General features: G+C 38.4%; 22 protein-coding genes, 1 pseudogene and 1 other annotated feature. Of the genes and pseudogenes, 10 read left to right on the top strand and 13 right to left on the bottom strand.

Features of this window, described 5'->3' with window-relative positions; genetic code table 11:
* The first annotated feature begins 7 nt into the window (after positions 1 to 7).
* From ACFFHK_RS05370 to ACFFHK_RS05355, 4 genes are all read left to right on the top strand, one after another.
* Positions 8 to 706 (top strand): DUF484 family protein, encoded by a 699-nt coding sequence (locus ACFFHK_RS05370; RefSeq protein ID WP_382370291.1) that lies wholly within the window; start codon positions 8 to 10, stop codon positions 704 to 706.
* Between the two features lie 3 nt (positions 707 to 709).
* On the top strand, positions 710 to 1600 hold the full coding sequence (xerC, locus tag ACFFHK_RS05365; protein ID WP_382370289.1) for a tyrosine recombinase XerC: 891 nt from the start codon (positions 710 to 712) through the stop codon (positions 1598 to 1600).
* A gap of 15 nt (positions 1601 to 1615) precedes the next feature.
* Entirely contained in the window at positions 1616 to 2320 is a 705-nt protein-coding gene (locus ACFFHK_RS05360) for an HAD-IA family hydrolase (RefSeq protein WP_382370400.1), read from the top strand.
* A 132-nt stretch (positions 2321 to 2452) separates the two neighbouring features.
* Complete coding sequence (locus ACFFHK_RS05355) at positions 2453 to 3784, top strand: anaerobic C4-dicarboxylate transporter (RefSeq protein ID WP_382370287.1); 1332 nt, start codon at positions 2453 to 2455, stop codon at positions 3782 to 3784.
* 61 nt (positions 3785 to 3845) lie between these two features.
* Here ACFFHK_RS05355 and ACFFHK_RS05350 read toward each other — a convergent pair whose 3' ends face one another.
* From ACFFHK_RS05350 to ACFFHK_RS05335, 4 genes are read right to left on the bottom strand one after another with little or no spacing between them, the layout of a single operon-like run.
* Positions 3846 to 4142 (bottom strand): YciI family protein, encoded by a 297-nt coding sequence (locus ACFFHK_RS05350; RefSeq protein WP_382370285.1) that lies wholly within the window; start codon positions 4140 to 4142, stop codon positions 3846 to 3848.
* Positions 4143 to 4159: 17 nt separating this feature from the next.
* Positions 4160 to 4600, bottom strand: a complete 441-nt coding sequence (yciA, locus tag ACFFHK_RS05345) for an acyl-CoA thioester hydrolase YciA (RefSeq protein WP_382370283.1) — start codon at positions 4598 to 4600, stop codon at positions 4160 to 4162.
* Positions 4601 to 5152, bottom strand: coding sequence for a septation protein A (locus tag ACFFHK_RS05340; protein ID WP_382370281.1), 552 nt, complete (start codon positions 5150 to 5152; stop codon positions 4601 to 4603).
* Entirely contained in the window at positions 5149 to 5895 is a 747-nt protein-coding gene (locus tag ACFFHK_RS05335; protein WP_382370398.1) for a hypothetical protein, read from the bottom strand. Before ACFFHK_RS05335 ends, ACFFHK_RS05340 begins: the two co-directional genes overlap by 4 nt.
* Positions 5896 to 6023: 128 nt before the next feature.
* On the opposite strand from ACFFHK_RS05335, the gene ACFFHK_RS05330 reads away from it, so the two are divergent.
* Entirely contained in the window at positions 6024 to 7751 is a 1728-nt protein-coding gene (locus ACFFHK_RS05330; RefSeq protein ID WP_382370279.1) for a protein-disulfide reductase DsbD, read from the top strand.
* A 45-nt stretch (positions 7752 to 7796) separates the two neighbouring features.
* Here the strand turns inward: ACFFHK_RS05330 and ACFFHK_RS05325 are convergent, their stop codons facing one another.
* Positions 7797 to 9455, bottom strand: a complete 1659-nt coding sequence (locus tag ACFFHK_RS05325; RefSeq protein ID WP_382370277.1) for a putative transporter — start codon at positions 9453 to 9455, stop codon at positions 7797 to 7799.
* Positions 9456 to 9636: 181 nt separating this feature from the next.
* On the opposite strand from ACFFHK_RS05325, the gene ACFFHK_RS05320 reads away from it, so the two are divergent.
* Entirely contained in the window at positions 9637 to 11421 is a 1785-nt protein-coding gene (locus ACFFHK_RS05320) for an ABC transporter ATP-binding protein/permease (protein ID WP_382370275.1), read from the top strand.
* Positions 11422 to 11463: 42 nt separating this feature from the next.
* On the opposite strand, the gene hpaC is transcribed toward ACFFHK_RS05320, so the two are convergent.
* Entirely contained in the window at positions 11464 to 11970 is a 507-nt protein-coding gene (gene hpaC, locus ACFFHK_RS05315) for a 4-hydroxyphenylacetate 3-monooxygenase, reductase component (protein ID WP_382370273.1), read from the bottom strand.
* Between the two features lie 309 nt (positions 11971 to 12279).
* Between hpaC and ACFFHK_RS05310 the strand changes: the two genes are divergently transcribed.
* The gene (locus ACFFHK_RS05310) at positions 12280 to 13725 is read left to right on the top strand and encodes an NAD-dependent succinate-semialdehyde dehydrogenase (protein WP_382370396.1); all 1446 of its coding nucleotides are present in this window, start codon (positions 12280 to 12282) and stop codon (positions 13723 to 13725) included.
* Between the two features lie 16 nt (positions 13726 to 13741).
* On the opposite strand, the pseudogene ACFFHK_RS05305 reads toward ACFFHK_RS05310, so the two are convergent.
* The 5 genes and pseudogenes from ACFFHK_RS05305 to glnA form a co-directional block, all read right to left on the bottom strand.
* Positions 13742 to 14101: pseudogene (locus tag ACFFHK_RS05305) on the bottom strand (DUF1016 N-terminal domain-containing protein); the annotation flags it as partial.
* A gap of 78 nt (positions 14102 to 14179) precedes the next feature.
* Complete coding sequence (gene hisB, locus ACFFHK_RS05300) at positions 14180 to 15274, bottom strand: bifunctional histidinol-phosphatase/imidazoleglycerol-phosphate dehydratase HisB (protein ID WP_382370269.1); 1095 nt, start codon at positions 15272 to 15274, stop codon at positions 14180 to 14182.
* A gap of 17 nt (positions 15275 to 15291) precedes the next feature.
* Complete coding sequence (gene hisC / locus ACFFHK_RS05295) at positions 15292 to 16344, bottom strand: histidinol-phosphate transaminase (protein WP_382370267.1); 1053 nt, start codon at positions 16342 to 16344, stop codon at positions 15292 to 15294.
* Between the two features lie 24 nt (positions 16345 to 16368).
* Positions 16369 to 16490 (bottom strand) — a sequence feature (His leader region).
* A gap of 126 nt (positions 16491 to 16616) precedes the next feature.
* A complete protein-coding gene (grxB, locus tag ACFFHK_RS05290) occupies positions 16617 to 17264 on the bottom strand; it encodes a glutaredoxin 2 (protein WP_382370394.1) in 648 nt (215 codons plus the stop codon).
* A 147-nt stretch (positions 17265 to 17411) separates the two neighbouring features.
* Complete coding sequence (gene glnA, locus ACFFHK_RS05285) at positions 17412 to 18833, bottom strand: glutamate--ammonia ligase (protein ID WP_382370265.1); 1422 nt, start codon at positions 18831 to 18833, stop codon at positions 17412 to 17414.
* A gap of 314 nt (positions 18834 to 19147) precedes the next feature.
* Between glnA and typA the strand changes: the two genes are divergently transcribed.
* Positions 19148 to 21001: a translational GTPase TypA gene (typA, locus tag ACFFHK_RS05280; RefSeq protein ID WP_382370263.1), complete on the top strand. Its 1854-nt coding sequence runs from the start codon at positions 19148 to 19150 to the stop codon at positions 20999 to 21001.
* 67 nt (positions 21002 to 21068) lie between these two features.
* Positions 21069 to 22070: a gluconate operon transcriptional repressor GntR gene (gene gntR / locus ACFFHK_RS05275; RefSeq protein ID WP_382370261.1), complete on the top strand. Its 1002-nt coding sequence runs from the start codon at positions 21069 to 21071 to the stop codon at positions 22068 to 22070.
* A gap of 38 nt (positions 22071 to 22108) precedes the next feature.
* Here the strand turns inward: gntR and edd are convergent, their stop codons facing one another.
* Positions 22109 to 23902, bottom strand: a complete 1794-nt coding sequence (gene edd, locus ACFFHK_RS05270; protein WP_382370259.1) for a phosphogluconate dehydratase — start codon at positions 23900 to 23902, stop codon at positions 22109 to 22111.
* 6 nt (positions 23903 to 23908) lie between these two features.
* A complete protein-coding gene (locus ACFFHK_RS05265; protein ID WP_382370257.1) occupies positions 23909 to 24427 on the bottom strand; it encodes a gluconokinase in 519 nt (172 codons plus the stop codon).
* A gap of 322 nt (positions 24428 to 24749) precedes the next feature.
* On the opposite strand from ACFFHK_RS05265, the gene ACFFHK_RS05260 reads away from it, so the two are divergent.
* Positions 24750 to 26117, top strand: coding sequence for a GntP family permease (locus ACFFHK_RS05260; RefSeq protein ID WP_382370255.1), 1368 nt, complete (start codon positions 24750 to 24752; stop codon positions 26115 to 26117).
* Positions 26118 to 26199 lie beyond the last annotated feature (82 nt).

Genomic DNA, 26199 nt, shown 5'->3' with positions numbered 1-26199 from the left:
CGTAATTATGTGTGATATTGATACAAATTTTGAACAACAGATTGCCGAATATTTGCAATCTCACCCAGATTACTTTGCACGTCATTTGCCATTATTAGATCAATTACAGATCCCACACGAACGCAAAGGCATGATCTCCTTAGTGGAGGCACAATTAGGGCGACAACGGGACAAAATTGCCCAGTTAGAAAACACTCTGCATCAAGTAAGCAATACCGTACAACAAAACGAAACCCTATTTTTCAGTTTATTACCTTTGCAAAAACAGCTTTATCAAGCAAAATCCGTGGTTGAAGCTAATCAAATATTAAACCAATGGGCAAATGAATTAGGGTTAAAACAAGCAAAATTGCTCTTACTCAAAGATGCTTGGCAAACAGAACTTCTTGAGTCAGAACAATTCTGGTTAGATCGGAAAGCCTTTGAAATTATTCGCTTAGAACGTTTTGGCTTACAATCTTTTTATCTTGGCAAATTAACTAATCGCGAAAAATCATTACTCTTTTTACCTGAAGAATTACCGATTGGTTCTGTCGCATTATGCCTATTAAACAATAAAGCAGATCATAAGCCTTATCACACTGTTTTACTCTTCACCGCATTACATGAGAGGCATTTTTACCGTGGACAAAATACTGATTTTCTTGAAACTGTAATTGAATTACTCGAACCTTTACTGCATCAATGGTTAACTTATAAAAAATAGCGTATGTTACAACAGTGGTTAGAACAATATTGGAATTATTTGCGAATTGAACGCCAACTAAGCCCTAAAACTCTCGAAAGTTATCAACAGCAAATGGACGCCTGCGTTGAATTGCTCACAACTGAAGGCATTACCGATTGGTTGCAAGTCGATGGGAGTGTCATTCGTTTTATTTTAACTCAAGGCAAAAAGTCAGGATTACATGAACACAGCCTTGCATTACGTCTTTCGAGTTTACGTGGCTTTTTCCAATTTTTATTGCGTAAAAAAGTGATTACTGTCAATCCAACAGATGGTATCTCTGCACCGAAAGCAGGCAAACGCTTACCAAAAAGTTTGGATATGGAATCAATTACCCAACTACTTGATATTAAAAGCAAAGAGCCGCTTGCCTTACGTGATAAAGCGATGATGGAATTAATGTATAGTTCTGGGTTACGTCTTTCTGAATTAAGAGGTTTAAACCTTGAAGATATTAATTTCAACGCTAAGGAGTTGAAAGTATTAGGGAAAGGAAACAAAGAACGTATCCTACCATTTGGTCGTTATGCTGCTGGTGCATTGCATGAGTGGTTACGGGTACGAGCGCAATTTCAACCAAAAGATAATGCGCTATTTATCAGTCATCAGGGTAATCGCCTGACCAGTGCCGCTATTCAACAACGTTTAGCGCAATGGGGCGTTAAACAAGGCTTAAATGCGCATTTAAATCCACATAAACTTCGCCACTCTTTTGCAACACATATGTTAGAAGCCACATCTGACTTGCGTGCCGTACAAGAGTTATTAGGGCATGAAAATCTCTCTACCACCCAAATTTATACACATCTTAATTTTCAACATCTTGCTCAAGTCTATGATTCGGCTCACCCTCGTGCTAAACGTAAAAAGTAAGGAATTATTGTTATGCTGCATTTCTACCGTACCTTTAATCGCCCTAAAGTCATTAGTTTTGATCTCGATGATACCTTATATGATAACCACCCTGTTATTCGCCAAGCCGAGCAAGCCTTTTTAGACTGTTTACAACAATTTGTGCAATTTACACCTGCGTTATGGCAACAATATAGACAACAGGTATTACAAGAAGATCCTATTCGCTATGAAGATGTTGTTGCTTGGCGGCAGGCAACAGCGACTTGTTTACTGCAAGCCTTAGGCAAACACCCCTCCGAAATTAATAAAATCCTTAATGAAACTATGGCTACTTTTGTTGAATGGCGGCATAAAATTGAGGTGCCATTAGCCAATCAACAATTTTTAACGCAGCTCGCCCACGATTATCCATTAGTTGCCATAAGTAATGGGAATGTTTATCCACCGAAAATTGGTTTAAACCAATTCACCCTAATATTACGCGGAGGAGAACATGGTCGAGCTAAACCTCACGCCGATCTATTTCAACAAACCGCTAAGTATTTTTCTTGTCATCTCAATGAGATACTTCATGTTGGCGATAACCTTATTACAGATGTACGAGGCGCAATGATTAATGGTTGCCAAGCTGTGTGGGTGAATCGTAATCAAGTTAGAATTAGAAAGAGTAGTGAAGCAACTCACTTGCCAACTATTGAAGTTTTTGATGTTACCGAGTTAAATTTTCTGCTTAAATAAACAGCAGAATTTGATATAAGATAAACTTTTTTTTAAATCTTGTTCTTTTTTTTTAACTGGATCTTGCGATATTTTTACCTTTCTTTATCATTACCTCAATTTAGTTATCCCAAATAATTTTATGAGGTTTTTATGCTATATGCTGAATTTCTTTTGCTACTTTGTTTTTTATATGTAGGTAGCCGTTACGGTGGTGTTGGCTTAGGTGTGGTATCTGGTATAGGGCTATTAGTTGAGGTCTTTATTCTTCGTATGCCACCATCATCTCCGCCAATTGATGTAATGTTAATTATCTTGGCCGTTGTAACCTGTGCTTCTGTACTTGAAGCTGCTGGTGGCTTGAAATATATGTTACAAATTGCCGAACGTATTCTACGTAGCAATCCGAAACGGGTAACGATTCTTGGTCCTATGGTTACGTATTTTATGACCATCATTCTAGGAACAGGTCATGCCGTCTATACCATTATGCCAATTATTGGAGACATTGCCCTCAAAAATGGTATTCGCCCAGAACGTCCTATGGCGGCAGCTTCTGTCTCATCTCAATTAGCGATTACAGGTAGCCCTATTTCTGCCGCTGTTGTTTATTATTTAGGACAGATTTCTGAACTCCCAGGATTTTCTCACGTTAGTTTATTAACAATCGTTTCAGTCTCTATTCCAGCAACCTTTTGTGGAATGTTAGCACTCTCTTTATATAGTTTACGTCGTGGTAAAGAGTTAAAAGACGATCCTGAATATCAACGTCGCTTAAACGATCCTGAGTGGAGTAAACTTATTCAAAATACAACGAGTACTAGTTTAAATGAAGTTTTACCTCCATCGGCAAGAAATTCAGTATTACTTTTCTTATTTGCTTTAATCCTTATCGTGGTTATCGCAATGGTACCTGAGATTAGAACGATCGGAGATGCTAAAAAACCTATCTCTATGGGCGTAATCATTCAAATGATGATGTTAGCTTTTGGGGGCATTATTCTATTAGCAACCAAAACAGATGTTAAAAAAGTCCCAAATGGCGTTGTTTTTAAATCTGGTATGGTAGCTACTATCGCAATCTTCGGTATCGCTTGGATGAGTGATACTTACTTTACTTATGCAATGCCATCATTTAAAGCAGGTATTACAGATATGATCCAAGCTTATCCATGGACATTCGCTTTCGCGCTCTTTGCCGTTTCTGTGGTTATTAACAGTCAAGCGGCGACGGGTAGAATGTTATTACCAGTAGGTATTGCTATGGGATTACCTGCTCCATTACTTGTTGGTTTACTTCCTGCTACTTATGGTTATTTCTTTATCCCTAACTATCCATCAGATATTGCTACCGTAAACTTTGATGTATCAGGTACAACAAAAATTGGTAAATATTATTTCAATCATAGCTTTATGATGCCTGGTTTAATTGGTGTTGTGGTAGGCTGTGCAGTTGGAATCAGTATTGCAAATGTGATTATGTAAGTTTGAATCTAAGTAAAAAAATACCTCGCACTACAGCGAGGTATTTTTATCTGTATTACGCTTAAAATACTCTTTTAAACGGTTTGACGATCACTTCACCATATACCCCAGCCTCAACATAAGGATCTTGTGATGCCCATGTTTTCGCTTCTTCTAATGAAGTAAATTCAGCAATGACTGTTGAACCTGTAAAACCTGCGCTGCCTGGGTTTTCATCATCAATCGCTGGGTTAGGACCTGCGACTAATAACCTACCTTGTTGTTGCAACAAATTAAGACGAGCCAAATGCTGTTCTCTTACCGCCAAACGTTTTTCTAATGTATTAGGTAAATCTTGCGCAAAAATAACATAATACATAAAAATATTCTCCTTTATTAAGAGTGTTTAATAATATCTAACGCCTGAGTTAATTCTGCGTTATTTTCTTTGGGAACAGGACTTGGGCGACCATGTTCATCAATCGCAACATAGGTAAAAACCGCATCAGTAACTAAATAGCGGTCAGAAACCGAATCGTGAAATACTCTTTTTACCCAAACTTCTACTTTCACCTGAATTGAAGTATTCCCCACTTTCGTGCAGCGTCCGTAACAGCAGACAACATCACCTACTGAAACGGGTTTATGAAATGTCATATTGTTGACGTGAACAGTTACAACACGACGGTGAGCAATTTCTTTTGCCAAAATCGCCCCACCAATATCCATTTGCGACATAATCCAACCGCCAAAAATATCACCATTTGCGTTAGTATCTGATGGCATTGCCAAGGTTCTTAATAATAATGTGCCATCAGGCGTACGAGCTGTATCCATTTACTTATCCTTTTGTTGTTGTGATTGTATTGAAAGATGTGGATAGATATAAACACCAGTTAATAATGAAGCCACTAATGTCATACCAAAGAAACCGAACGATTTAAAATCAACCCAAATATCATCTGATAAAAATTGACTAACAAAGAGATTAATGAACATACAGAGAATAAAGAAAACTCCCCAGCCAAGATTGAGATTCCCCCATACTCGATCTGGTAGTTGAAGTTCTTTCCCTAACATACTTTTAATCAGAATCTTCTTAAATCCATATTGACTAACTAACAGGATTAATGCAAAAAGCGCATAAACAATCGTAACTTTCCATTTCAAAAATTCGAGATCATTAAAATAGGCAGTTAAGCTACCAAAAAATACTACCCCGACTGCCATAATCCATTGTGATTTCTCAATTTTTCCGTACTTTACCTTGAGGATAATAAATTGCACAATGGTAGCAATAATTAAGGTTATCGCGGCTTCACGCACGCCAAAGAGTTTATAAACAGCAAAAAATAAAATTAATGGAATAAATTCTAAAAGTTGTTTCATAGTGAGTTTGACTTAATAAAAATATGGTAAAAACGATAAGCAAAAATGAGTGAAAATAAATTGATAAAAGCATTGATGAAAATAGATAATATCAATAAATTTTCCCCAAGTAACTCGATTATTACACCACTTAGATACATTGGTATAAAATAAACTAATACAAGATAAACAAGTATTGCTAAATAAGATCTTCTTACATTCACTAACTGATATAACGCTTTAAAACCTTTCTTTCCAGGTTCAACAAGATAAGCAATAGGTAATAATATGACGCGTGCCGCAAAATAAACACTAATCAGTAGAAAGAAAGCGCATATGAAAAAAAACTGAAGATCTCCGCCGCCCCCTAAAGAATTAATTGTAAGGACAATACTCGCACCAATAATAAATGGTGTTAATACAAGCATAATGAGCAAATTATAACCAACAAATCCGACTATTTTTTGTAATATCATTGGAACACAAGCAAAAATATCTGCAACACGATTCGTTGATACTTGATCAATCGTTAAAATAAACCAAATATTCAGCACTAAAGAAATGAATAAATTAAAACAAGCGAGAAATACTTCACTAGAAGAAATTTTACTTTGCCCCGCTTGTAACATTTCTAAATCAAATGGATTAAAAAAAGCGTATAAAATTAATGTATTCAATGCATATAGCATAGTAAAAGTAGCAATTATTGGATAACGATTACGCACAAAATAGCTACTTTCTTGCAAAATTCGTACAAAATTCATCAAGATTGTTTCCTTTTTTCTTTATATATAATTTAAAACTGGCTGAGTATAACAATTTCAGCTAAGAAATTCAGCTGTAACTATGCTAAACTATTTTCTTTTTATTTACCTGATGGTCATAAAACAGTATGAATAGAAAATATTTGTCATTTCTTTTAACAAGTTTCTTATGTTTACTCGCCGCTGTCGCTTCCGCAAATTTATTTAATAGTAAAAAAACATTTTTAACCGTAGAACAAGCATTCCCTTTTTCTATTCAAGCAAAGTCGCAAAAAATAACATTACACTGGGATATTCAACCCGATTACTATCTCTATAAACATAGCGTAACCGTCAATAGTGAGGATATTGCCTTTAATCAGCAAATTGTCCCAATTATGGAGAAAAAACATCAAGATCCCTACTTTGGCGAAACCCTTATTTTTGAACAAGGTTTAGATATTTATCTCACCCCAAAACAAAATGAATTTCTTCCACAGGGGAAATTATTAGTCAATTACCAAGGTTGTACTGAAGGATTATGCTATCCGCCACAAACTCAAGAAATTGATCTTGCTCAACTGATTAAACCTACACAAACAAATACGGCGACAACTAGCCTAGATACAAAAAATGAAACTAACCAGTTTAGCCAACAGCTTTTCCAAAGTAAGTTTGCCGTTTTTTGGTTCTTCTTATTGGGGTTTGGTTTAGCTTTTACTCCTTGTGTACTGCCGATGTTGCCTTTGCTCTCCGCTATCGTTATTGGTAAAGAACAACGAGTAAATACAGGAAAAGCCTTATTATTAAGTTTTATTTATGTTCAAGGCATGGCGTTGACTTATTCACTTTTAGGCTTAGCGGTTGCTGCAGTGGGTTTATCATTACAAGTCTGGTTGCAAAGCCCTTATGTTTTAGGTACTTTTGCTCTACTCTTTATTCTGCTTGCTTGTTCAATGTTTGGCTTATTTACCTTACAACTGCCAAACAGCTGGCAAAATAAGTTAACCCAATTAAGCCAAAAACAATCATCTGGCATGTATGGTGGTGTATTTATGATGGGAGCGATTGCAGGATTAATTGCCTCGCCTTGTACATCTGCACCACTTTCAGGTGCACTACTCTATGTTACCCAAACTGGCGATCTCACAACTGGTGCATTAACGCTTTACCTTTTAGCACTCGGCATGGGGACACCATTAATGGCGATTACTGTATTTGGTAATAAAATTTTACCGAAATCAGGTGCTTGGCTAGAAAACGTCAAAATTGCATTTGGTTTTGTCTTATTAGCCTTGCCTATTATTCTGTTATCACGTTTCTTACCAGCAAATTGGGAAGGAATATTATGGTCATTGCTAGGCATTAGCTTTTTTACTTGGCTAATGACACTTGCTGGGCAACATAGTCGTTTATGGCAAGTTATCTGCGTGATGCCAATCATTATTTCAGCAGCGCCTCTCTATCTCGCTATTCAACAAATGATAAGCACTGAATCGGTTGCTAAGGCAACACAAGATAACTTTATCACTGTGCAAGATTTAAATGAATTACAACAACAGCTTCAACATAATCCACATAAAATTGCGATGCTTGATCTCTATGCAGATTGGTGTGTGGCTTGTAAAGAATTTGAGCATAAAACCTTTAATCAACCACAAGTACAACAACGCCTACAACAGATCCAATTATTGCGCGTAGATATGACGAAAAATAGCGCAGCGAATCAAGCGTTAAGCAAAAAATATCAAGTACTTGGTTTACCAACCATTCTGTTTTTTGATCAACAAGGCAATGAAATACCAAACAGTCGCATCACTGGTTTTTTAGATGCCGACCAATTTAGTCAATGGTTAGATGGGTTATCAAGTCAATAAAAAATAGCCCCACATCTGTGGGGCTTAGTTAACCTTCATATAAACCTAAAGGGCAAACAACAATATCGCCAATAACTGTGGCGAGATAATCCGCAAGAACATCACTAAGGGATACACAGTGGCATAAGAAAGAGAAGCCGCGCCACTTTCTTCTTTAATTGCATTAGCAAACGCAAGCGCTGGTGGATCGGTCATCGAACCAGCAAGCAAGCCACAGAGAGTAAGATAATTCAGTTTGCCATATAGTCTTGCCACTATTCCCGTAATAAAAAGCGGAATAAACGTGATTAACATACCGTAAAGTACCCATTCTCCGCCATCACCATCAACTAATGATTCAAGGAAATTTCCCCCTGATTTCAAGCCAACAACGGCAAGGAAAAGAACAATACCAATTTCACGTAATGCTAAATTCGCACTTGGTGGCATAAACCAATAAAGCTTACCAATACTTCCAATTCTCGCTAAAATTAAGGCTACAACTAATGGTCCGCCCGCAAGCCCCAGTTTTAACGCCACAGGGAAACCTGGAATTTGTACTGGAATAGATCCCAATAATACCCCCAGACCGATTCCAATAAATACGGGCAACATTTGTACTTGTTGTAGTTTTTGCTGTGCGTTCCCAATAATCGCAGTAACAGCTTCAATCGCATCTAAACGTCCGACAAGGTTTAACACGTCCCCAAATTGTAAACTTGTATTTTGGCTAGGAACCAATTCCACCCCAGCACGGTTTAAACGCGAAATCACCACTTCATATTTTTGATGAATATTGAGATCACAAATTTTCTTTCCTAAAACTTGTTCATTCGTAACAACAACGCGAACAGTACGCAAATCAGTCCCGCGTGTCGTTAATAGCTCACTTTCTGCTAATTCTCCCACAACTAATTGCACACGATGTAATGCCGCTGCTTCACCCACTAAGTGCAAATAATCATTGATATTCACTATAGTATCGTCTTTCGGTACCAACAACGTATTACCTCGTTTTAGGCGCGAACAAATGACTTCTTTTACTTCTAATCCTGGAATTTCACGAATACAAAGTCCCTCAAGATTTGGGTTAGTAATTCGTACATTAATTGCACTTAACGTATCTTTATCATGATTAACTTCACGTTCAAATGCCGCTGCTTCCTGATCAACTTTAATTTTGAAGAACAAGCGAATGAACCACATCGTCAGTAAAATACCGCAAATACCAAACGGATATGCCATTGCATAAGCAGTCCCCATTGTTTCAGTAATATTAGTAAACCCTAACTCAGCAAGGATTTGTTGACCTGCACCAAGTGATGGTGTATTGGTAACTGCACCAGAAAAGATTCCAAGGATCACTGGCAACTCTAGACCAAAACCTTTATAAAGAATAACAACTAACAAGGCACCTAAAAAAACGATCATCATGGCAAACAAATTAAGCTTTAAACCAGATGATCGTAGTGAAGAGAAGAAACCAGGACCGACTTGAATACCAATGGTATAAACAAACAGAATCAAGCCAAATTCTTGCACAAAGTGCATAGTATGCGGATCTAGGATAATGCCATATTGCGTTGTAAAATGAGACACTAATATCCCACCAAACAATACACCGCCAATCCCTAAACCGACCCCTCTAATTTTCCAGTGTCCTATCCATAATCCAAGTACAGCAACTAACGATAGGAGACTGATAGTGATAGCAATATCACTCATACAACTACTCCTTAATAGTTAAAAAATAAACTGTACAAAATTATATTGCTTTCTATCAGGAAAAAAACTGAGCAAAGGCAAATTTTGCTAATTTTTTTAGAAATTTTTTGCTTAAAGTGTTATCTCTAGGCAAAATAGGCAGGTTTATAGCAATAATTCATCATTCTAGGTTGTAATTACAATGGATCTACTGTCAGAAGCAATCACTTCGCTCTTTTGGATTGTTAAAAGTTTCATTATTAGTAGCATTTGTTTTGTTATCGCATTAATGTTACTCATTAAATTTACCCGTTGGGGACATCAATTTTGGCAACTCACCAAAAATTATTTTCTTGGTAAACAAGGGGTTGTACCATTACTAACTTTTACTATAATTGTATTATTAACCTTACTCTCTGTTCGTATTGATGTGATTTTTTCGCAATGGTACAACAATATGTACAAATCATTGCAAGATCTCAATGCAGAAGCATTCTGGCAACAAATGATCGTTTTTGGTGTCATTGCAGGTATAAATCTCGTTAACGTACTCGTAATTTATTTTGTCAAAAGCAAATTTAATATTCATTGGCGAGAATGGCTAAATAAGCAATTTCTCGATCGTTGGCTAAGTGATCAAAGTTACTACAAAACACAATATACCTATAACCAACTAGATAACCCAGATCAACGTATCCAACAAGATATTACCTCATATGTTGAAAATTCAATGAGTTTCTCCACTGGTGTGATTAGTGCTTGTGTTTCGATTGTTGCTTTCACTGGTATTTTATGGAATCTTTCTGGGGCAATGACAATAGCTGGCGTTGAAATTCCACATATGATGGTCTTTCTTGTATTTATTTATGTCTTAATTACCAGCGTCTTTGCTTTTAAATTAGGGCGTCCACTTATCAAATTAAATTTTGCCAATGAAAAATTAAATGCGGATTATCGTTATTCTTTAATTCGCATCAAAGAATATGCGGAAAGTATTGCTTTTTATTCAGGTGAAAAAATAGAACGTATTCTGCTTAATGCACAATTTAAACACATTATTGATAATGTTTGGCAATTAATTTATCGAACCTTAAAACTCTCTGGTTTTAACTTAGTGGTTAGCCAAGTATCCGTTATTTTCCCATTTATTATTCAGGCACATCGCTTTTTCTCTAAACAAATCACACTAGGTGATATGATACAAACCGCCCAAGCTTTTGGGCAAGTCCATAGCTCACTATCCTTTTTCCGTAATAGTTATGATGCGTTTACTGGATATCGTGCCACCCTTGAACGGTTAAGTGGATTCATTGCTGCAATCCAAAATTGCCAACAAAATGAAATCGCACAAATTAGCCACGACAATAATGACATTGTCTTTGCAGATCTATCTGTTTTTAATACTGAAGGTACAACCTTATTAAACCAACTCAATTTAACCCTAAAAATGGGGCAACGTTTATTAATTCAAGGCGCCTCAGGTGTAGGAAAAACAACATTATTACGCACTATTTCAGGCTTATGGCTTTACTCCAGTGGCAAAATTAGCTGTCCAAAAGAGGCGCTCTTTCTCTCACAAAAAAGTTATTTGCCACAAGGTACTTTGCGTTCAACCTTATATTATCCAAATGATATTGTTGAAAATGATCACCAACGTGCAGTAGAGATATTAAAAGCAGTACAGCTTCCTCATCTTATTACAAAATTAGATGAAACTCGTGATTGGACAAGAATTCTCTCTTTAGGCGAACAACAACGCATCGCGATTGCTCGTTTATTATTAGCTGAACCCAAAGTTGCATTCCTTGATGAAGCAACATCTAGTATGGACGAGGGCTTAGAGTTTGCAACGTACCAATTATTAATTGAACGTTTACCAAATACGATTTTAATTAGTATTGGTCATCGTTCAACCTTACATCAGCATCATACTGATTTGTTACAATTATTAGGCGAAGGAAAATGGCAACATTACGCTTTGCAGTAATGGATAAAAGATGTCGGATACAATATATCCGACATTCATTTTTTATTTCACCGTTTGGAAAGTCCGATTGAAATAGACTAATCCCGCGCCCTCATGTATATCAATCTTATCGATGGTAACAAAAAATAGCGAATGCGTACCAACATCATGAACAGCAGTAATTCTACCGTGTAAATTGGCAAGCGAACCTACTAATGCAGGTGCGTGTTCTAGTTCATCTTTTTCTTGCCAAACTTCCATACGAAAACGTTCTTCCATAGAACTCTCTCGCATTCCCGCAAAATGATAAGCCAATTCTTCTTGCTCTGCCGAAAGCACATTAATACAAACTTGTTTATTTTGTTGGAACACCTCATTCATCTGACTATTTCGATTAACACACACTAACACCGTTGGAGGCGTGTCAGTAATAGAACAGACCGCTGTTGCAGTAAGACCGCAAGTACCCGCTGAACCATATGTCGTAACGATATTTACCGCTGCTGCCATTTGTGCCATAGCATTACGAAAATTTTGTTGCGCTGGAGTAAGTTGTTGCTTTGATCTCATTTCTACTGCCTCAATATTTTTATCTCTCTCAGATCTCTTATCTGATATTCATAAACTAGTTATAGAATTAAAGCTCTTGAGGATAGTAATATCATCTCAATTCGTCAAGTAAGGCATTTTCCACTTCAGATTTCTCTTCCCCTACCAAAACACGGCTGCCTAGCGCAAAATATTTTATCGATAACAAAAAAGCATTACAAAATTGAACTTGAAATTGCTAAAGTGGTAAGTATTTATTACCCCAACCAATTTTTAAATAATCCTGTAATATGGATTCCATAATACAAACAAAGGAGACCGATCATGGATATGACACAATTCCCCCTCTTACGCACGCAATCCTACATTAATGGTCAATTTGTCGCTGCTGAATCAGGCAAACTTTTTCCTGTAACCAATCCTGCTACAGGGGAAATTCTCTGCCAAGTGAGTGATGCAGGGATAAATGAAACGGAACAAGCACTTTATGCAGCTCAACAAGCACAATCTGCTTGGGCAGCTAAAACAGGCAAAGAACGAGGTCAAATTTTACGCCGCTGGTTTGAATTGGTCATGGCAAATCAAGAAGAATTAGCGCAATTATTAAGTTTAGAACAAGGCAAACCAATTACAGAAAGCCGTGGTGAAATTGCTTATGGCGCAAGTTTTTTGGAATGGTTCGCCGAAGAAGCAAAACGTTCTTATGGTGAAGTCATTCCACAAGATAAAATCAATCGCCGCATTGTGGTAATTAAACAGCCTATTGGTGTAGTATCAGCCATTACCCCTTGGAATTTCCCGAATGCAATGATCACGCGTAAAGCAGCACCTGCATTAGCAAGTGGCTGTACGATGGTGCTAAAACCTGCCCCAGAAACACCTTTATCTGCTTTAGCATTAGCCGTACTTGCTGAACAGGCAGGTGTTCCTGCTGGCGTATTTAATGTAGTGATTGGCACAGATGCTGTTGGTATTGGCAAAGTATTAAGCCAACATTCCATTGTAAAAAAACTCACTTTCACAGGTTCAACTCGAGTGGGCAAAATTTTAATGGAACAATGTGCCTCAACGGTGAAAAAAGTTGCTTTAGAATTGGGTGGTAATGCCCCCTCCATTATTTTTGATGATGCGGATTTAGATAATGCGATTGAAGGCGTGATTGCCTCAAAATTCCGTAATGCAGGACAAACTTGTGTTTGCACTAATCGAATTTATGTACAACGGGGTATCTATGCGGCATTTGTTGAAAAATTCACTGCGCGAGTACAACAAATGAAAATTGGTTCTGCCTTTGAGCAAGGCGTGGAAATCGGCCCCTTGATTACAGAAAATGCAGTAAAAAAAATCGAAGCTCATATCGCTGATGCGTTAGCCAAAGGGGCAACCCAAATTTGTGGAGGAAAACGCCATGCCTTAGGTGAGACATTCTTTGAGCCAACAATTTTAACCAATGTTACGCAAGATATGAAAGTGGCAAAAGAAGAAACCTTTGCACCATTAGCACCATTATTCTGTTTTGATAGCGAAGAAGAAGCAATCAAAATGGCAAATGATACCGAGTTTGGTCTAGCTTCATATATTTATACGAAAGATATGAGCCGTATTTGGCGTGTCAGTGAAGCATTAGAATACGGTATAGTAGGCATTAATGAAGGTATTATTTCAACTGAGGTGGCACCATTTGGTGGCGTGAAAGAGTCTGGTCTTGGGCGTGAAGGATCACATCACGGTATAGATGAGTTTATGGAATTGAAATATTTATGTATGAAGATTTAATATTCACAAGTTAAACGACATAAAAGCTACGTTTATCCTCGTCATTTAAACGCAATAACAGGCGATATTGTGTCCAATTCAATTGTGAACGCAGTGCGTTCACAATTGGGAAAGTGCGGTAAAACTGGCGATACCAATTTAAATTTCGGTAAGAAAAACTCGAACCAAACTCAGGCTCAAGCTGTTGTGCAAGGAGCTTTATCAAATAAGCCCCATAATCGGCACGATCTTGCCCTTGTTGCTCTTCTTCAAAAATTCGCTTACCGATATGCCAGTGCATCAGCACACGTTGAAAATCCACCGCACGCACCGCATTTTCACGCGATTGCGCAATAATCTGTTTAATATCTGTAATAATGGCGTTCTTCAGTTCCATTTTTCACCTATTTTTGGGGTTACAAGCGGTCAATTTTTTATAAAATATTGCAAAAATCAACCGCACTTTGTTGTGAGATTACAACACACCTTTAGAGCTTGGTAGCTCGTTGCCCTCGATGCGAATGGCTTGTCGGAGCGTTCTGCCGAAGACTTTAAATAGGCTTTCGATTTTGTGGTGATCGTTGTCGCCATCCGCTTTTAAATGTAGCGTTGCCAGCATTGTGAAAGCGATTGATTGGAAAAAATGTTCGGTTAATTCGGTGCTGAAATCACCGACTTTATCCCGTTTGAAATCCGCCTTGAATTTGATAAATGGGCGGCCTGAGAGATCCATTGCACATTCGGCTTTGCATTCGTCCATGGGTAACACAAAGCCAAAACGAGCAATACCTCGTTTGTCACCAATCGCTTGTTTGAGTGCTGTGCCAAGAGCGAGGGAGGTATCTTCTACAGTGTGATGCTCATCGATCCAGAGATCGCCCTTGCAAGATACATTCATTCTAAATCCGCCGTGCGTGGCGATTTGGTCGAGCATATGGTCGAAAAAGCCTACGCCTGTGCTGATTTGATTGACACCGGTTTCATCTAGCCAAATTTGTACGTTGATGTCGGTTTCTTTGGTTTTGCGTGCGACTTCGGCGTAGCGTGGCGGTCTTTCGCCAATGTTGGTTACGGCTTCGCCGAGTAATTTTTCCGCAATTAAATCCCAATTGAGCTTTTCAGGGTGATATTGCAATGCCTGAATGCCCAAATTTTCTGCCAGTTGCACATCGGTTGCACGGTCGCCAATCACAAAACTTGTCGCAGGGTCGAACAGCTGACGGCTGATATATTTTTCCAGCAATTTCACTTTCGGTTTGCGACAATCGCAGTTATCCTCAGGCTTATGTGGGCAGATTAGCACCTCATCAAAATGAATACCTTGTGAGTTGAAAATCTGCATCATTGCGTTGTGTGGCTTATCAAAATCCGCTTGTGGGAAAGACGCTGTACCCAGCCCATCTTGATTGCTGACCATCACAAAACGGTATTTTTCCTTCAATTTCAGCAAGGCTGGAATCACATTCGCTTCCAGTTTTAATTTTTCAAGGCTATCAATTTGAAAATCTGTTTTAGGCTCATCAATTAACGTGCCATCTCGGTCGATAAAAAGAATAGATTGTTGTGTCATTGCATTTTTCCTTATGATTAAATATGTTGAATAGCGTTTATCACTCGCTGATTTTCCGCCGCGGTGCCAATGGTTAGGCGAATGCAGTTGGCAAGCCCTAATGCAGTGTGCTGATTGCGTAAGATAATTCCTTGATCCCAAAGGTGTTGGAATACTTTTTGTCCATCGGTAAATTTAACCAACAGATAATTTGCGTTGCTGTCAAAAATGTGTTCCACTTGGGGTAAGGTTTTTAGCTGTTCGATAAGCCATTGACGTTGCGTGATCACCTCACTGACATTCGCTTGCATTTGCGATAATCCCTGTTCGCTCAAGGCTTGCACGGCAATATCAGATACTGGCACAGGGATAGGATACGGGGCGATGACTTTTTGTAGCACATCAATTAACGCTTTATTCGCCAAAGTGAAACCACAGCGTAAGCCTGCAAGGGCAAAGGCTTTAGAGAGCGTGCGGACAATCGCTAAATGCGGATAGGTTGCCAATTCCGTTGCCATTGTGCTTTCAGGGCAAAATTCGATATAGGCTTCATCGACCACGACAATCGCTTTACCTGCGGTGATTTGCAAAAGTTTGGTTAAATCAGACCGCTTGAGTAGTGTCCCCGTAGGGTTATTTGGGCTACAGACAAACACCACTTTCACGCCTGTTAATTGGCGTTCAATTTCAGGTAAATTGAGTTGAAATTCCTCTGTCAGTGGCACTGTTTTGCAGGCAATACCGCAGGTTTCGGCACTCACCGCATACATTCCATAAGTCGGCGGACAGTACAGCACGGCATCATCATTTTCACAAAATGCACGGATAATCAGCTCAATGCTCTCATCACCGCCACGGGTAACGATCACATTTTCAGGCTGAACCTTGGCATAGTTGGCATAAGCCTGCACCAGTGCTTCAGGCTGTGCTTCAGGGTAGCGGTTAAACGTGCGGTGCTGTAAATCAAAATCAGGTGAAAGCGGATATTCATTGGCATTTAACCAAATATCCCCCTTGCCCCCCAAACGGCGTGCCGATTGGTAAGGGGTGAGAGCTTGTATATTTTTGCGTGAAAGTTGTGTAATGCGCATAATTTTTTTCCTATTTTTATTAATAAAAAAATCCTCTCGAAATTATCTTCCGAGAGGATTATGTTTGCTATCAAATGCTCGGAAGATCAATTAATCTTCCAATGCACCATCGCCTGAAAGATTAATCAGGTTGATAATGGTGATGATGAGCGATTCGATTAAAATTCATTTGTTTATCCTAATATAAAAACTGTTCTTTACACTACTGGGTTCAGAAAAAAAATGCAATAGATTTTCTCTGAAAAATTTGACGATTTATTCCCCATAACTTCCTAAACAGCCTTATCTGTATAAAGTTCTACACCAGTCATTAATGACATTTTTTGTACATATGCAGCCACTTTATTTGGAAATTGAATCCCTTTTACAATCGTGAGATTGCGTAAAATTGGAAATAACACAATATCCTCTATCGCCAATTCACCTGAACTTGCTTTTGGACTCACAATTAAATCATTTAATTCAATTAAATCCTGATTAATACGGGCTAAATATTCTGCTGTTTGTGCTAAATTTTCTGCAAAATTACCAATAATTTTACTTTTTTTCATCACAAAATATTCTATTGATTCAGGCATTTCAAATTCTTTTAAACCAATTTGCACAAAACGAGGTAAAACTAAATGGTTATGATAACTGGTAACTTTTCTCAGCCATTGTTCAATATTTTCTCGCACGTTTTCTGTTAAACAAGGCTCCCCAAATTTTTTATCCACATAACGTACAATATCTAAACTTTCAGGCATCACCATTCCGCCACTATCCGCTAGGATCGGCACAACTTTTTTACCAACTAGTTTAATGGGGGTCTCATCATGATGATTCGCTAACACAATCACATCTACTGGAAGCTTTTTTAAGCCAAAAATCATTCTGGCACGAACGCAATATGGACAGTGTTCATAAGTATAAAGTCTCATCATTAGTTGGTTCTCCTTATTACTCTTTCATTGCTTTACTATTCTTCAATAAAATGATTGCTTTAGCAAGTTTGTAAATAAAGGTATTACCAAAAAAGAAACCCCATAAGAAAATTTCTTATGGGGTAATCTAATTAAAAAATACTATTAGAGGGAATAGTACAATTCAAATTCTGCTGGGTGTGGTAATAAGCGTATATGATCAACTTCTTTGTTTTTCAACTCAATATATGCGTCAATGAAGTCATTACTGAACACACCACCACGAGTTAAGAACTCATGATCTGCGGCTAATGCTGCAAGTGCTTCATCTAATGAACCAGCCACAGTTGGAATTTCTTGTAATTCTTCAGGTGGCAAATCATAGAGGTTTTTATCCATTGCATCACCTGGGTGAATCTTATTGATAATACCATCTAAACCAGCCATTAATAATGCAGAGAATGCTAAATATGGGTTCGCACCTGGATCTGGGAAACGCACTTCAATACGGCGAGCTTTCGGGCTTGATACTGTTGGAATACGAATTGATGCCGAACGGTTACTTGCTGAGTAAGCTAACAATACTGGCGCCTCATATCCTGGCACTAAACGTTTGTAAGAGTTAGTTGTTGGGTTAGTAAACGCATTTAATGCTTTAGCGTGTTTAATAACCCCTCCGATGAAATAAAGAGATAATTCAGATAATCCCGCATATTTATCACCAGAGAATAAGTTCACACCATCTTTGCCTAAAGAGATATGGCAGTGCATACCTGAACCATTATCACCGAACAATGGTTTTGGCATAAAACACGCTGTTTTACCATGTTCAAATGCGACGTTATGTACCACATATTTATAAATTTGGGTTTCGTCCGCTTTCAATGTTAACGTATTGAAACGACAAGCAATTTCATTTTGACCTGCGGTTGCTACTTCGTGGTGATGCGCTTCAATTACTAATCCCATATCTTCCATCACTAAGCACATTTCAGAACGTAAATCTTGTGATGAATCGACTGGAGGAACAGGGAAATAGCCACCTTTCGTTGCTGGGCGGTGTCCTTTGTTTCCACCCTCATACTCTTTATCAGTATTCCAACTCGCTTCAATATCATCAATCTGATAGAACGAACCAGACATACCCGTTTTAAAACGCACATCATCAAATAAAAAGAATTCTGGTTCTGGACCAACTAATACAGTATCTGCAATACCAGACGCTTTTAGATATTCTTCTGCACGAATTGCGATTGAACGTGGATCACGATCATAACCTTGCATTGTAGTTGGTTCATAAACATTACAACGAATTGATAATGTTGGTACGCTAAAGAATGGATCAACTAATGCACTTTCAGGAATTGGCATTAAAACCATATCTGATTTATTAATTGTTTTCCAACCAGCGATTGATGAACCATCAAACATTTTTCCGTCTTCAAAGAAATCTTCATCGACAGCACTCACTGGTACGGAAACATGCTGTTCTTTTCCTTTAATATCCGTAAAACGAAGATCAACGAAACGGATACCGTGTTCCTCGATAAGTTCAAAAACTTTGTCAATGTCTTGTGTGTTTGCCATAATCAATTCCTCTTATTATTGAGTAGTTAATTTATAAAGATGATGTTGTTTTTTTAAATTCAGATAAACAATATCCTATTTTTATTAAAAATAAAATAATTTTTTTTGTTTTTTTCAAAAAAATATCTAAAAACAAAAAAGTGGTATCCACATTATTTAATAGCAGACTGTTATAAAACACTGTATAATTTGCCACCTTTTCACCCGTTATACTGTAAACGTTGGCTTCTATAAGGCAACAAGGCATGTTCAGTATAGCGAAACCCAAACTTTTTCAAAATACTACAACCCGAATAAACGAAGATAATTTTCAAATGAAAAATAATTTAGATATTAGTAAATTGCGTAATATTGCGATTATTGCGCACGTTGACCATGGTAAGACCACCCTCGTTGATAAACTTTTACAACAATCAGGTACGCTAGAAGCCTCTCGCTCAGGTGATACCGATGAACGCGTTATGGATTCTAACGCACTAGAAAAAGAACGTGGCATTACTATTCTTGCCAAAAATACTGCCATTAACTGGCATGATTATCGTATCAATATTGTAGATACACCTGGACACGCCGATTTCGGTGGCGAAGTTGAGCGAGTACTATCTATGGTTGATAGTGTTTTATTACTCGTTGATGCCTTTGATGGTCCAATGCCACAAACTCGCTTTGTTACCCAAAAAGCCTTTGCACACGGTTTAAAACCGATTGTCGTTATCAACAAAGTTGACCGCCCAGGTGCAAGACCTGACTGGGTTGTAGATCAAGTTTTCGATCTTTTTGTTAATTTAGGCGCAACTGATGAACAACTCGATTTCCCAATTATTTATGCTTCTGCATTAAATGGTGTCGCTGGTTTAGAACACGAAGACTTAGCTACAGATATGACCCCACTATTTGAAGCGATAGTTAAACACGTTGAACCCCCACAAGTTGAGCTAGATAAACCTTTCCAAATGCAAATTTCCCAACTAGATTACAACAGCTATGTTGGCGTAATTGGCATCGGACGGATTAAACGTGGTTCAGTTAAGCCAAATCAAGCAGTTGTCATTATTGATAGTGAAGGCAAAACCCGTAATGCACGAGTAGGACAAGTGTTAGGTCATCTTGGATTACAACGTTATGAAGAAGATGTTGCCCATGCAGGTGATATTATTGCGTTAACAGGACTGGGTGAACTCAATATTTCTGATACGATCTGCGATGTTAACAATGTTGAAGCACTCCCTGCATTAACCGTTGATGAGCCGACTGTAACCATGTTCTTCTGTGTTAATACCTCGCCGTTCTGTGGTCGAGAAGGTAAATATGTTACTTCACGTCAAATTTTAGAACGCTTAAATAAAGAATTAGTCCATAACGTCGCATTACGTGTAGAAGAAACCGAAGATCCAGACGCTTTCCGTGTTTCTGGGCGTGGAGAATTACATCTTTCAGTATTAATTGAAAATATGCGTCGTGAAGGTTATGAGTTAGCAGTATCTCGTCCAAAAGTTATCTTCCGCCAAATTGATGGTCGCAAACAAGAGCCATTCGAACAGGTTACCATTGATATTGAAGAACAACATCAAGGTGCGGTAATGGAAGCATTAGGTATTCGTAAAGGTGAAGTACGTGATATGGTGCCAGATGGCAAAGGACGTACCCGTTTAGAATATATTATTCCTAGTCGTGGCTTAATTGGTTTCCGTAATGAATTTATGACAATGACGTCTGGTACAGGATTACTCTACTCAAGTTTTAGTCATTATGATGATGTCAGACCTGGTGAAATCGGACAACGTCAAAACGGCGTTCTCATTTCTAATGCCACGGGTAAAGCATTGGCTTACGCACTCTTCGGCTTACAAGATCGTGGTAAATTAATGATCGATCACGGTACTGAAGTATATGAAGGGCAAGTAATTGGTATTCATAGCCGTTCAAATGACCTGACTGTCAACTGCTTACAAGGGAAGAAATTAACTAATATGCGTGCCTCAGGCAAAGATGATGCTGTTGTGTTAGTCCCACCTGTTCGCTTCACGCTAGAACAAGCCTTAGAATTTATTGATGACGATGAGCTGGTTGAAGTAACCCCTGCTTCTATTCGGATTCGTAAGAAATTCTTAACAGAAGTTGAACGGAAACGCGCAAATCGCACAACTACCAGTACTAGCACTCGCTAAATTCTGATTTCCTCCTCCCGCTATTTCCCCTAAAATAGCGGGAGTTTTTTCTTTTATCATTGTCATCATGAGTACATCACATAAACGTCCAACGCTACAAACTATTGCAGATCATCTTGGCTTAACCAAAATGACAATTAGTCGTTACTTACGCAACCCTGAATCCGTTGCGCCCGATACGCGCAGAAAAATAGCGACGGCGATTGAACATTTTGGCTATATTCCAAATCGCGCCCCCAGTATGTTATCCAATGCAAAAAGTCGAGCGATTGGTGTTTTAGTTCCCTCACTGACTAACCAAGTCTTTGCCGATGTCATTAAAGGGATCGAAGAAATTACTGATCGGGCGGGTTATCAAACAATGTTAGCTCACTACGGTTATAGCTTGGAAAAAGAAGAAAAACGGGTTGAATCACTACTTTCTTATAATATTGATGGTTTGATTTTGTCAGAAAATCACCATTCAGAAAGAACCTTAAAAATGATTGAAATAGCCAATATTCCTGTCATTGAAATTATGGATAGTAGTCAATTAGGCATTCAACAAGCCATAGGTTTTGATAATACAGTAGCTTCACAAGCGATGACAGAAACGATGATTCAACGAGGGCATCAACAAATTATCTACTTTTCAGCGCGCATGGATAAGCGTACCCAATTAAAAATGCAAGGCTATGAACTAGCAATGAAAAAGCATGGATTAACCCCGCACAGTATGATTACAGAACGTCCATCATCTTTCTCACTTGGCGCAGAATTACTCCATCAAGCGTTAACTAAATATCCAGAAATAGATGGAATTATTTGTACTAATGATGACTTAGCTATAGGGGCGTTATTTGAATGCCAGCGTTTAGGTATTAATGTACCAGAACAGATTGGTATTGCAGGCTTCCATGGGCATGATGTCGGGCAATCAATGACACCTCAGATAGCTAGCGTCATTACACCTCGCCTTGCGATTGGTCAACGTGCCGCAGAAGAATTATTAAATAGGATTAATGGTATTCCACAACAAAGCAGTATTATTGACTTAGGTTATCATATTCATATTGGTGAAAGCATTTAAACATCAAATGTCGGGGTATAACCCGCCATTTGCTTTTCCTAATATAAAATTGTTGCCCCCTCTTCTGCCGAAGAAATATTTTTTCTAAATAAGGTAAATAATTCTCGTCCCGAGCATTGGTAATCCGCCACAAGATCAACCGCTACAGCTGTACGATCTTGTAGATCATGCAAACAACGCAATATGCCTTGCTCCGCATCAATTTCCACCATATCACCTGTTTGCAAATAAGCTAATGGTCCACCTTTACTTGATTCAGGCGAAAGATGAATAACTGATGGGACTTTCCCAGATGCACCAGACAAACGCCCATCTGTTACGAGTGCTACTTGAAAACCTTGCTCCATTAAATTACCTAAAATTGGCATTAATTGATGTAACTCTGGCATGCCTCGTGCAGCTGGTCCACTATTGCGTACCACAATCACTGCATTTTGTTGTAACTCACCTTGTTTATATGCAGCAACTACTGCGTCTTGATCTTCAAAAACGATAGCAGGCGCAGTCATTTTTCGATGCTCTGCTGCTACGGCACTAATTTTGATGATTCCGCGTCCTAAATTCCCCTCAACCACTTTTAAACCACCTTGTGCACTAAACACTTTCCCTTGTGGTGCGATCACGTCAGGATTTGCCGTCTCTGTAATTTGTTGATAAACCAATACCCCATCAACCAAGGTTGGCATCATAAAATAATCCTGCATAGTGCCATAAATTGGTGTCGCATCGAGATGTAATAAATCTCGCTCTGCTAAACGTTTTAATAACAAGGGTACGCCACCCGCCTGGTGAAATTCATTTACATCGGCTGAGCCGTTTGGGTACACTTTCGCTAATAATGGTACTACTGTCGAAAGCTCTGCAAAATCATGCCAATTAATGATAAATCCCGCAGCACGCGCAACGGCGATCATATGCATAGTATGGTTAGTACTTCCCCCAGAAGCGAGTAATGCAACTAAGCCATTAACCAAACTTTTTTCATCAACCACGTTTGCCAATGGACGGAAATCACGGCTATTACCACTAATTTTTACCATTTGTTGACTGATTAAATCTGTCAAAAGTGGGCGTAATGGACTATTTACAGGGACAAAGGCTGAACCTGGCAACATCAAGCCCATTGCTTCAAACACTAATTGGTTAGTATTTGCCGTACCATAAAAAGTACAGGTACCATTACTATGGTAAGCCGCATTTTCCATTGCTTGTAATGCCTCTTTGCCGACTTTTCCTGCTGCATATTGTTGACGAATAGCAACCTTCTCTTTGTTTGAAATACCTGTTGTCATTGGTCCCGTTGGCACGAATGCTGTCGGTAAATGTCCAAAAGATAACGCACCCATTAATTGCCCAGGTGCGATCTTATCGCAAATTCCCAAAAGCAAAACTGCATCAAACGTATTATGGCTTAATCCAACGGCAGTCGCTTGAGCAATTAAATCACGAGAAAATAGCGAAAGATCCATTCCCTCTTGCCCTTGTGTAATACCATCACACATTGCTGGTACACCTGCGGCAACTTGTGCTGAATGTCCTAATTTCGCCAGTGTTTGTTTAATTTGTATTGGATAATCAAAATAAGGCGCGTGTGCACTCAACATATCGTTATACGCAGAAATAATACCCACATTAATTGTTGTAAAATCAAGAATCGTCTGTTTCTGTGCTGGACAACAGGTTGCAACAGTATGTGCTAAATTGCCACAACTTAGCGTTGCTCGACTTTTTCCTCGTTGTAGCTGTTGTTCAATCCCTTGTAAATAACGCTGACGAGTCGCCTGACTACGTTGAAGAATTCGTTGTGTAACCTGAGTAATAATTGGATTCATTGCCACTTACTCCAAAAATGGTTTGATGGCTGCTACACAACGCTCAACAACTGTTGCAAATGGGGCATCAATATCAATATGAATGACATCTGTTTCATCAGACTGAGGCTCTTCTAATGTTGCAAACTGACTTTTTAACATCTCAGCTTTCATATAATGCCCTTGGCGTTTTTGCATTCGAGAAAATACCAAATCAAAATCGCCTTTCAGATAAATAAACTTTACATCTTTATTTCCTTCACGAATTTGATCACGATATTTCTTCTTCAACGCCGAGCAAATAATAATACCTTTTTCAGACTTTTGTTCTAAGCTAAATGCTGCATCACGAATACGCTCCAACCACGGCGCACGATCTTCATCATTTAAAGGTTGTCCATCACGCATTTTGATAATATTGGCACGTGGGTGTAAATCATCACCATCAATTAATTTCATGCCTAATTGTCTAATAATTTCCGTACCAACACTGGTTTTCCCTGTGCTTGATACCCCCATTAGAATAAAACTTTTTCCTATCGACATAAGACACCTCTTGTATATGGTTCATACAGACTGAAATTAGTATCATCTTATCACGTTATCGGTAACATTCAATGCACAAGTTTAATTTATCCTAAATTCTGTGATCTTCATCAAAAAAAGAAAATATGAATAAAATAAATACAAAAAGAGTAATAAACCACCACAAAAGTTAATAAAAATATGATCTAGATCGCAAATTTAAAATTTACCCCTCTTTAGCACTTTTATTTTTTACAGTTATCGGTAACATTTAACCATTATCTAAAATCAAGTGTTTCTTGCACAATGAATTAAAAAAAAACTTCGTCTGGAGGACTCTATTATGGCTCATGATGCCACATCATTACTATTAATTGCGCTTGGTGCTGTTATCGCATTATTAATCTTAATTATGCGATTTAAGGTTCATGCTTTTGTTGCTTTAACATTAGTGAGTTTACTCACAGCCTTAGCAACAGGCACGCCTTTCGCTAAAATCGTACCAACCATGTTGACTGGTTTTGGTAATACATTGGCTTCGGTTGCGTTATTAGTCGGTTTAGGCGCAATGATAGGACGCTTACTTGAAATTACAGGTGGCGCAAAGGTTCTCGCGGATACCTTAATTAATAAATTTGGTGAAAAACGAGCACCATTTGCATTAGGGGTAGCCTCTTTACTCTTTGGTTTCCCTATTTTCTTTGATGCGGGCTTAGTCGTGATGTTACCGATAATCTTCAGTGTAGCAAAACGCTTCGGTGATTCTACCTTAAAATATGCTTTCCCTGCAGCAGGGGCATTTGCCGTTATGCATGCTTTCCTCCCGCCACACCCAGGTCCAGTAGCTTCAGGTGAATTACTTGGCGTAAATATGGGATTATTAGTGATTGTCGGATTAATTACCGCAATCCCAACTTGGTATATAGGTGGTTATCTCTACGGTCAATTTATTGGTAAACGGATTCATGTTGCTCTACCAACTACCTTTTTAAGTAAAAATGTAGTTGCTGAAACAGCAAATTCAGAAGTACCGAGTTTTGGCAAAGTATTATTTATTCTTTTATTGCCACTCTGTCTAATCTTCTTAGATACTGGTCTGAACACACTTAGCACCATTAAAGCGATTGACGGTTCGCAAACTTGGGTAGAGATTCTTAGAATGTTAGGGAAAACACCTGTCGCATTATTAATTACCCTACTCGTATCTATCCTGTTATTAAAAGGACAACGTACCAAAGAACAAATTGAAAAACTGTGTGATAGCGCATTAGGTCCAATCTGTTCAATCGTATTAGTAACTGGAGCAGGTGGAATGTTTGGTGGCGTATTACGTGCTAGTGGGATTGGTGATGTACTTGCGGCTACCTTATCTGACACAGGTTTACCTATCATTGTTGCCGCATTCGTGATTGCCACTTGCTTACGCGTTGCACAAGGTTCAGCAACCGTTGCCCTAACTACAACAGCAGCACTCATTGCCCCAACGGTTGCAGCAACACCAGGACTTTCTCAATTTGATCTCTGTTTTATCGTTATCTCTATTGCATCGGGTGCAACTGTATTATCACACGTTAATGATTCAGGTTTCTGGTTAATCAGCCGTTTCCTTGAAATGGATACGAAAACAACCTTTAAAACGTGGACTGTATTAGAAACTATTTTGGGCGTTGTTGGCTTTACGATTGTTTCCATCGCTAGCATCTTCCTATAAGTTTCAATTTCAAATAAAATATTCATCTCAGCAGGCATAGTTTTCACTATGCCTGCTTTTTATCTTATTTATCATAAATTAA

It is taken from the genome of Gallibacterium trehalosifermentans (assembly GCF_042433055.1).
Taxonomy (GTDB): domain Bacteria; phylum Pseudomonadota; class Gammaproteobacteria; order Enterobacterales; family Pasteurellaceae; genus Gallibacterium; species Gallibacterium trehalosifermentans.
This window is presented reverse-complemented; position numbering and strand designations above follow the sequence as displayed.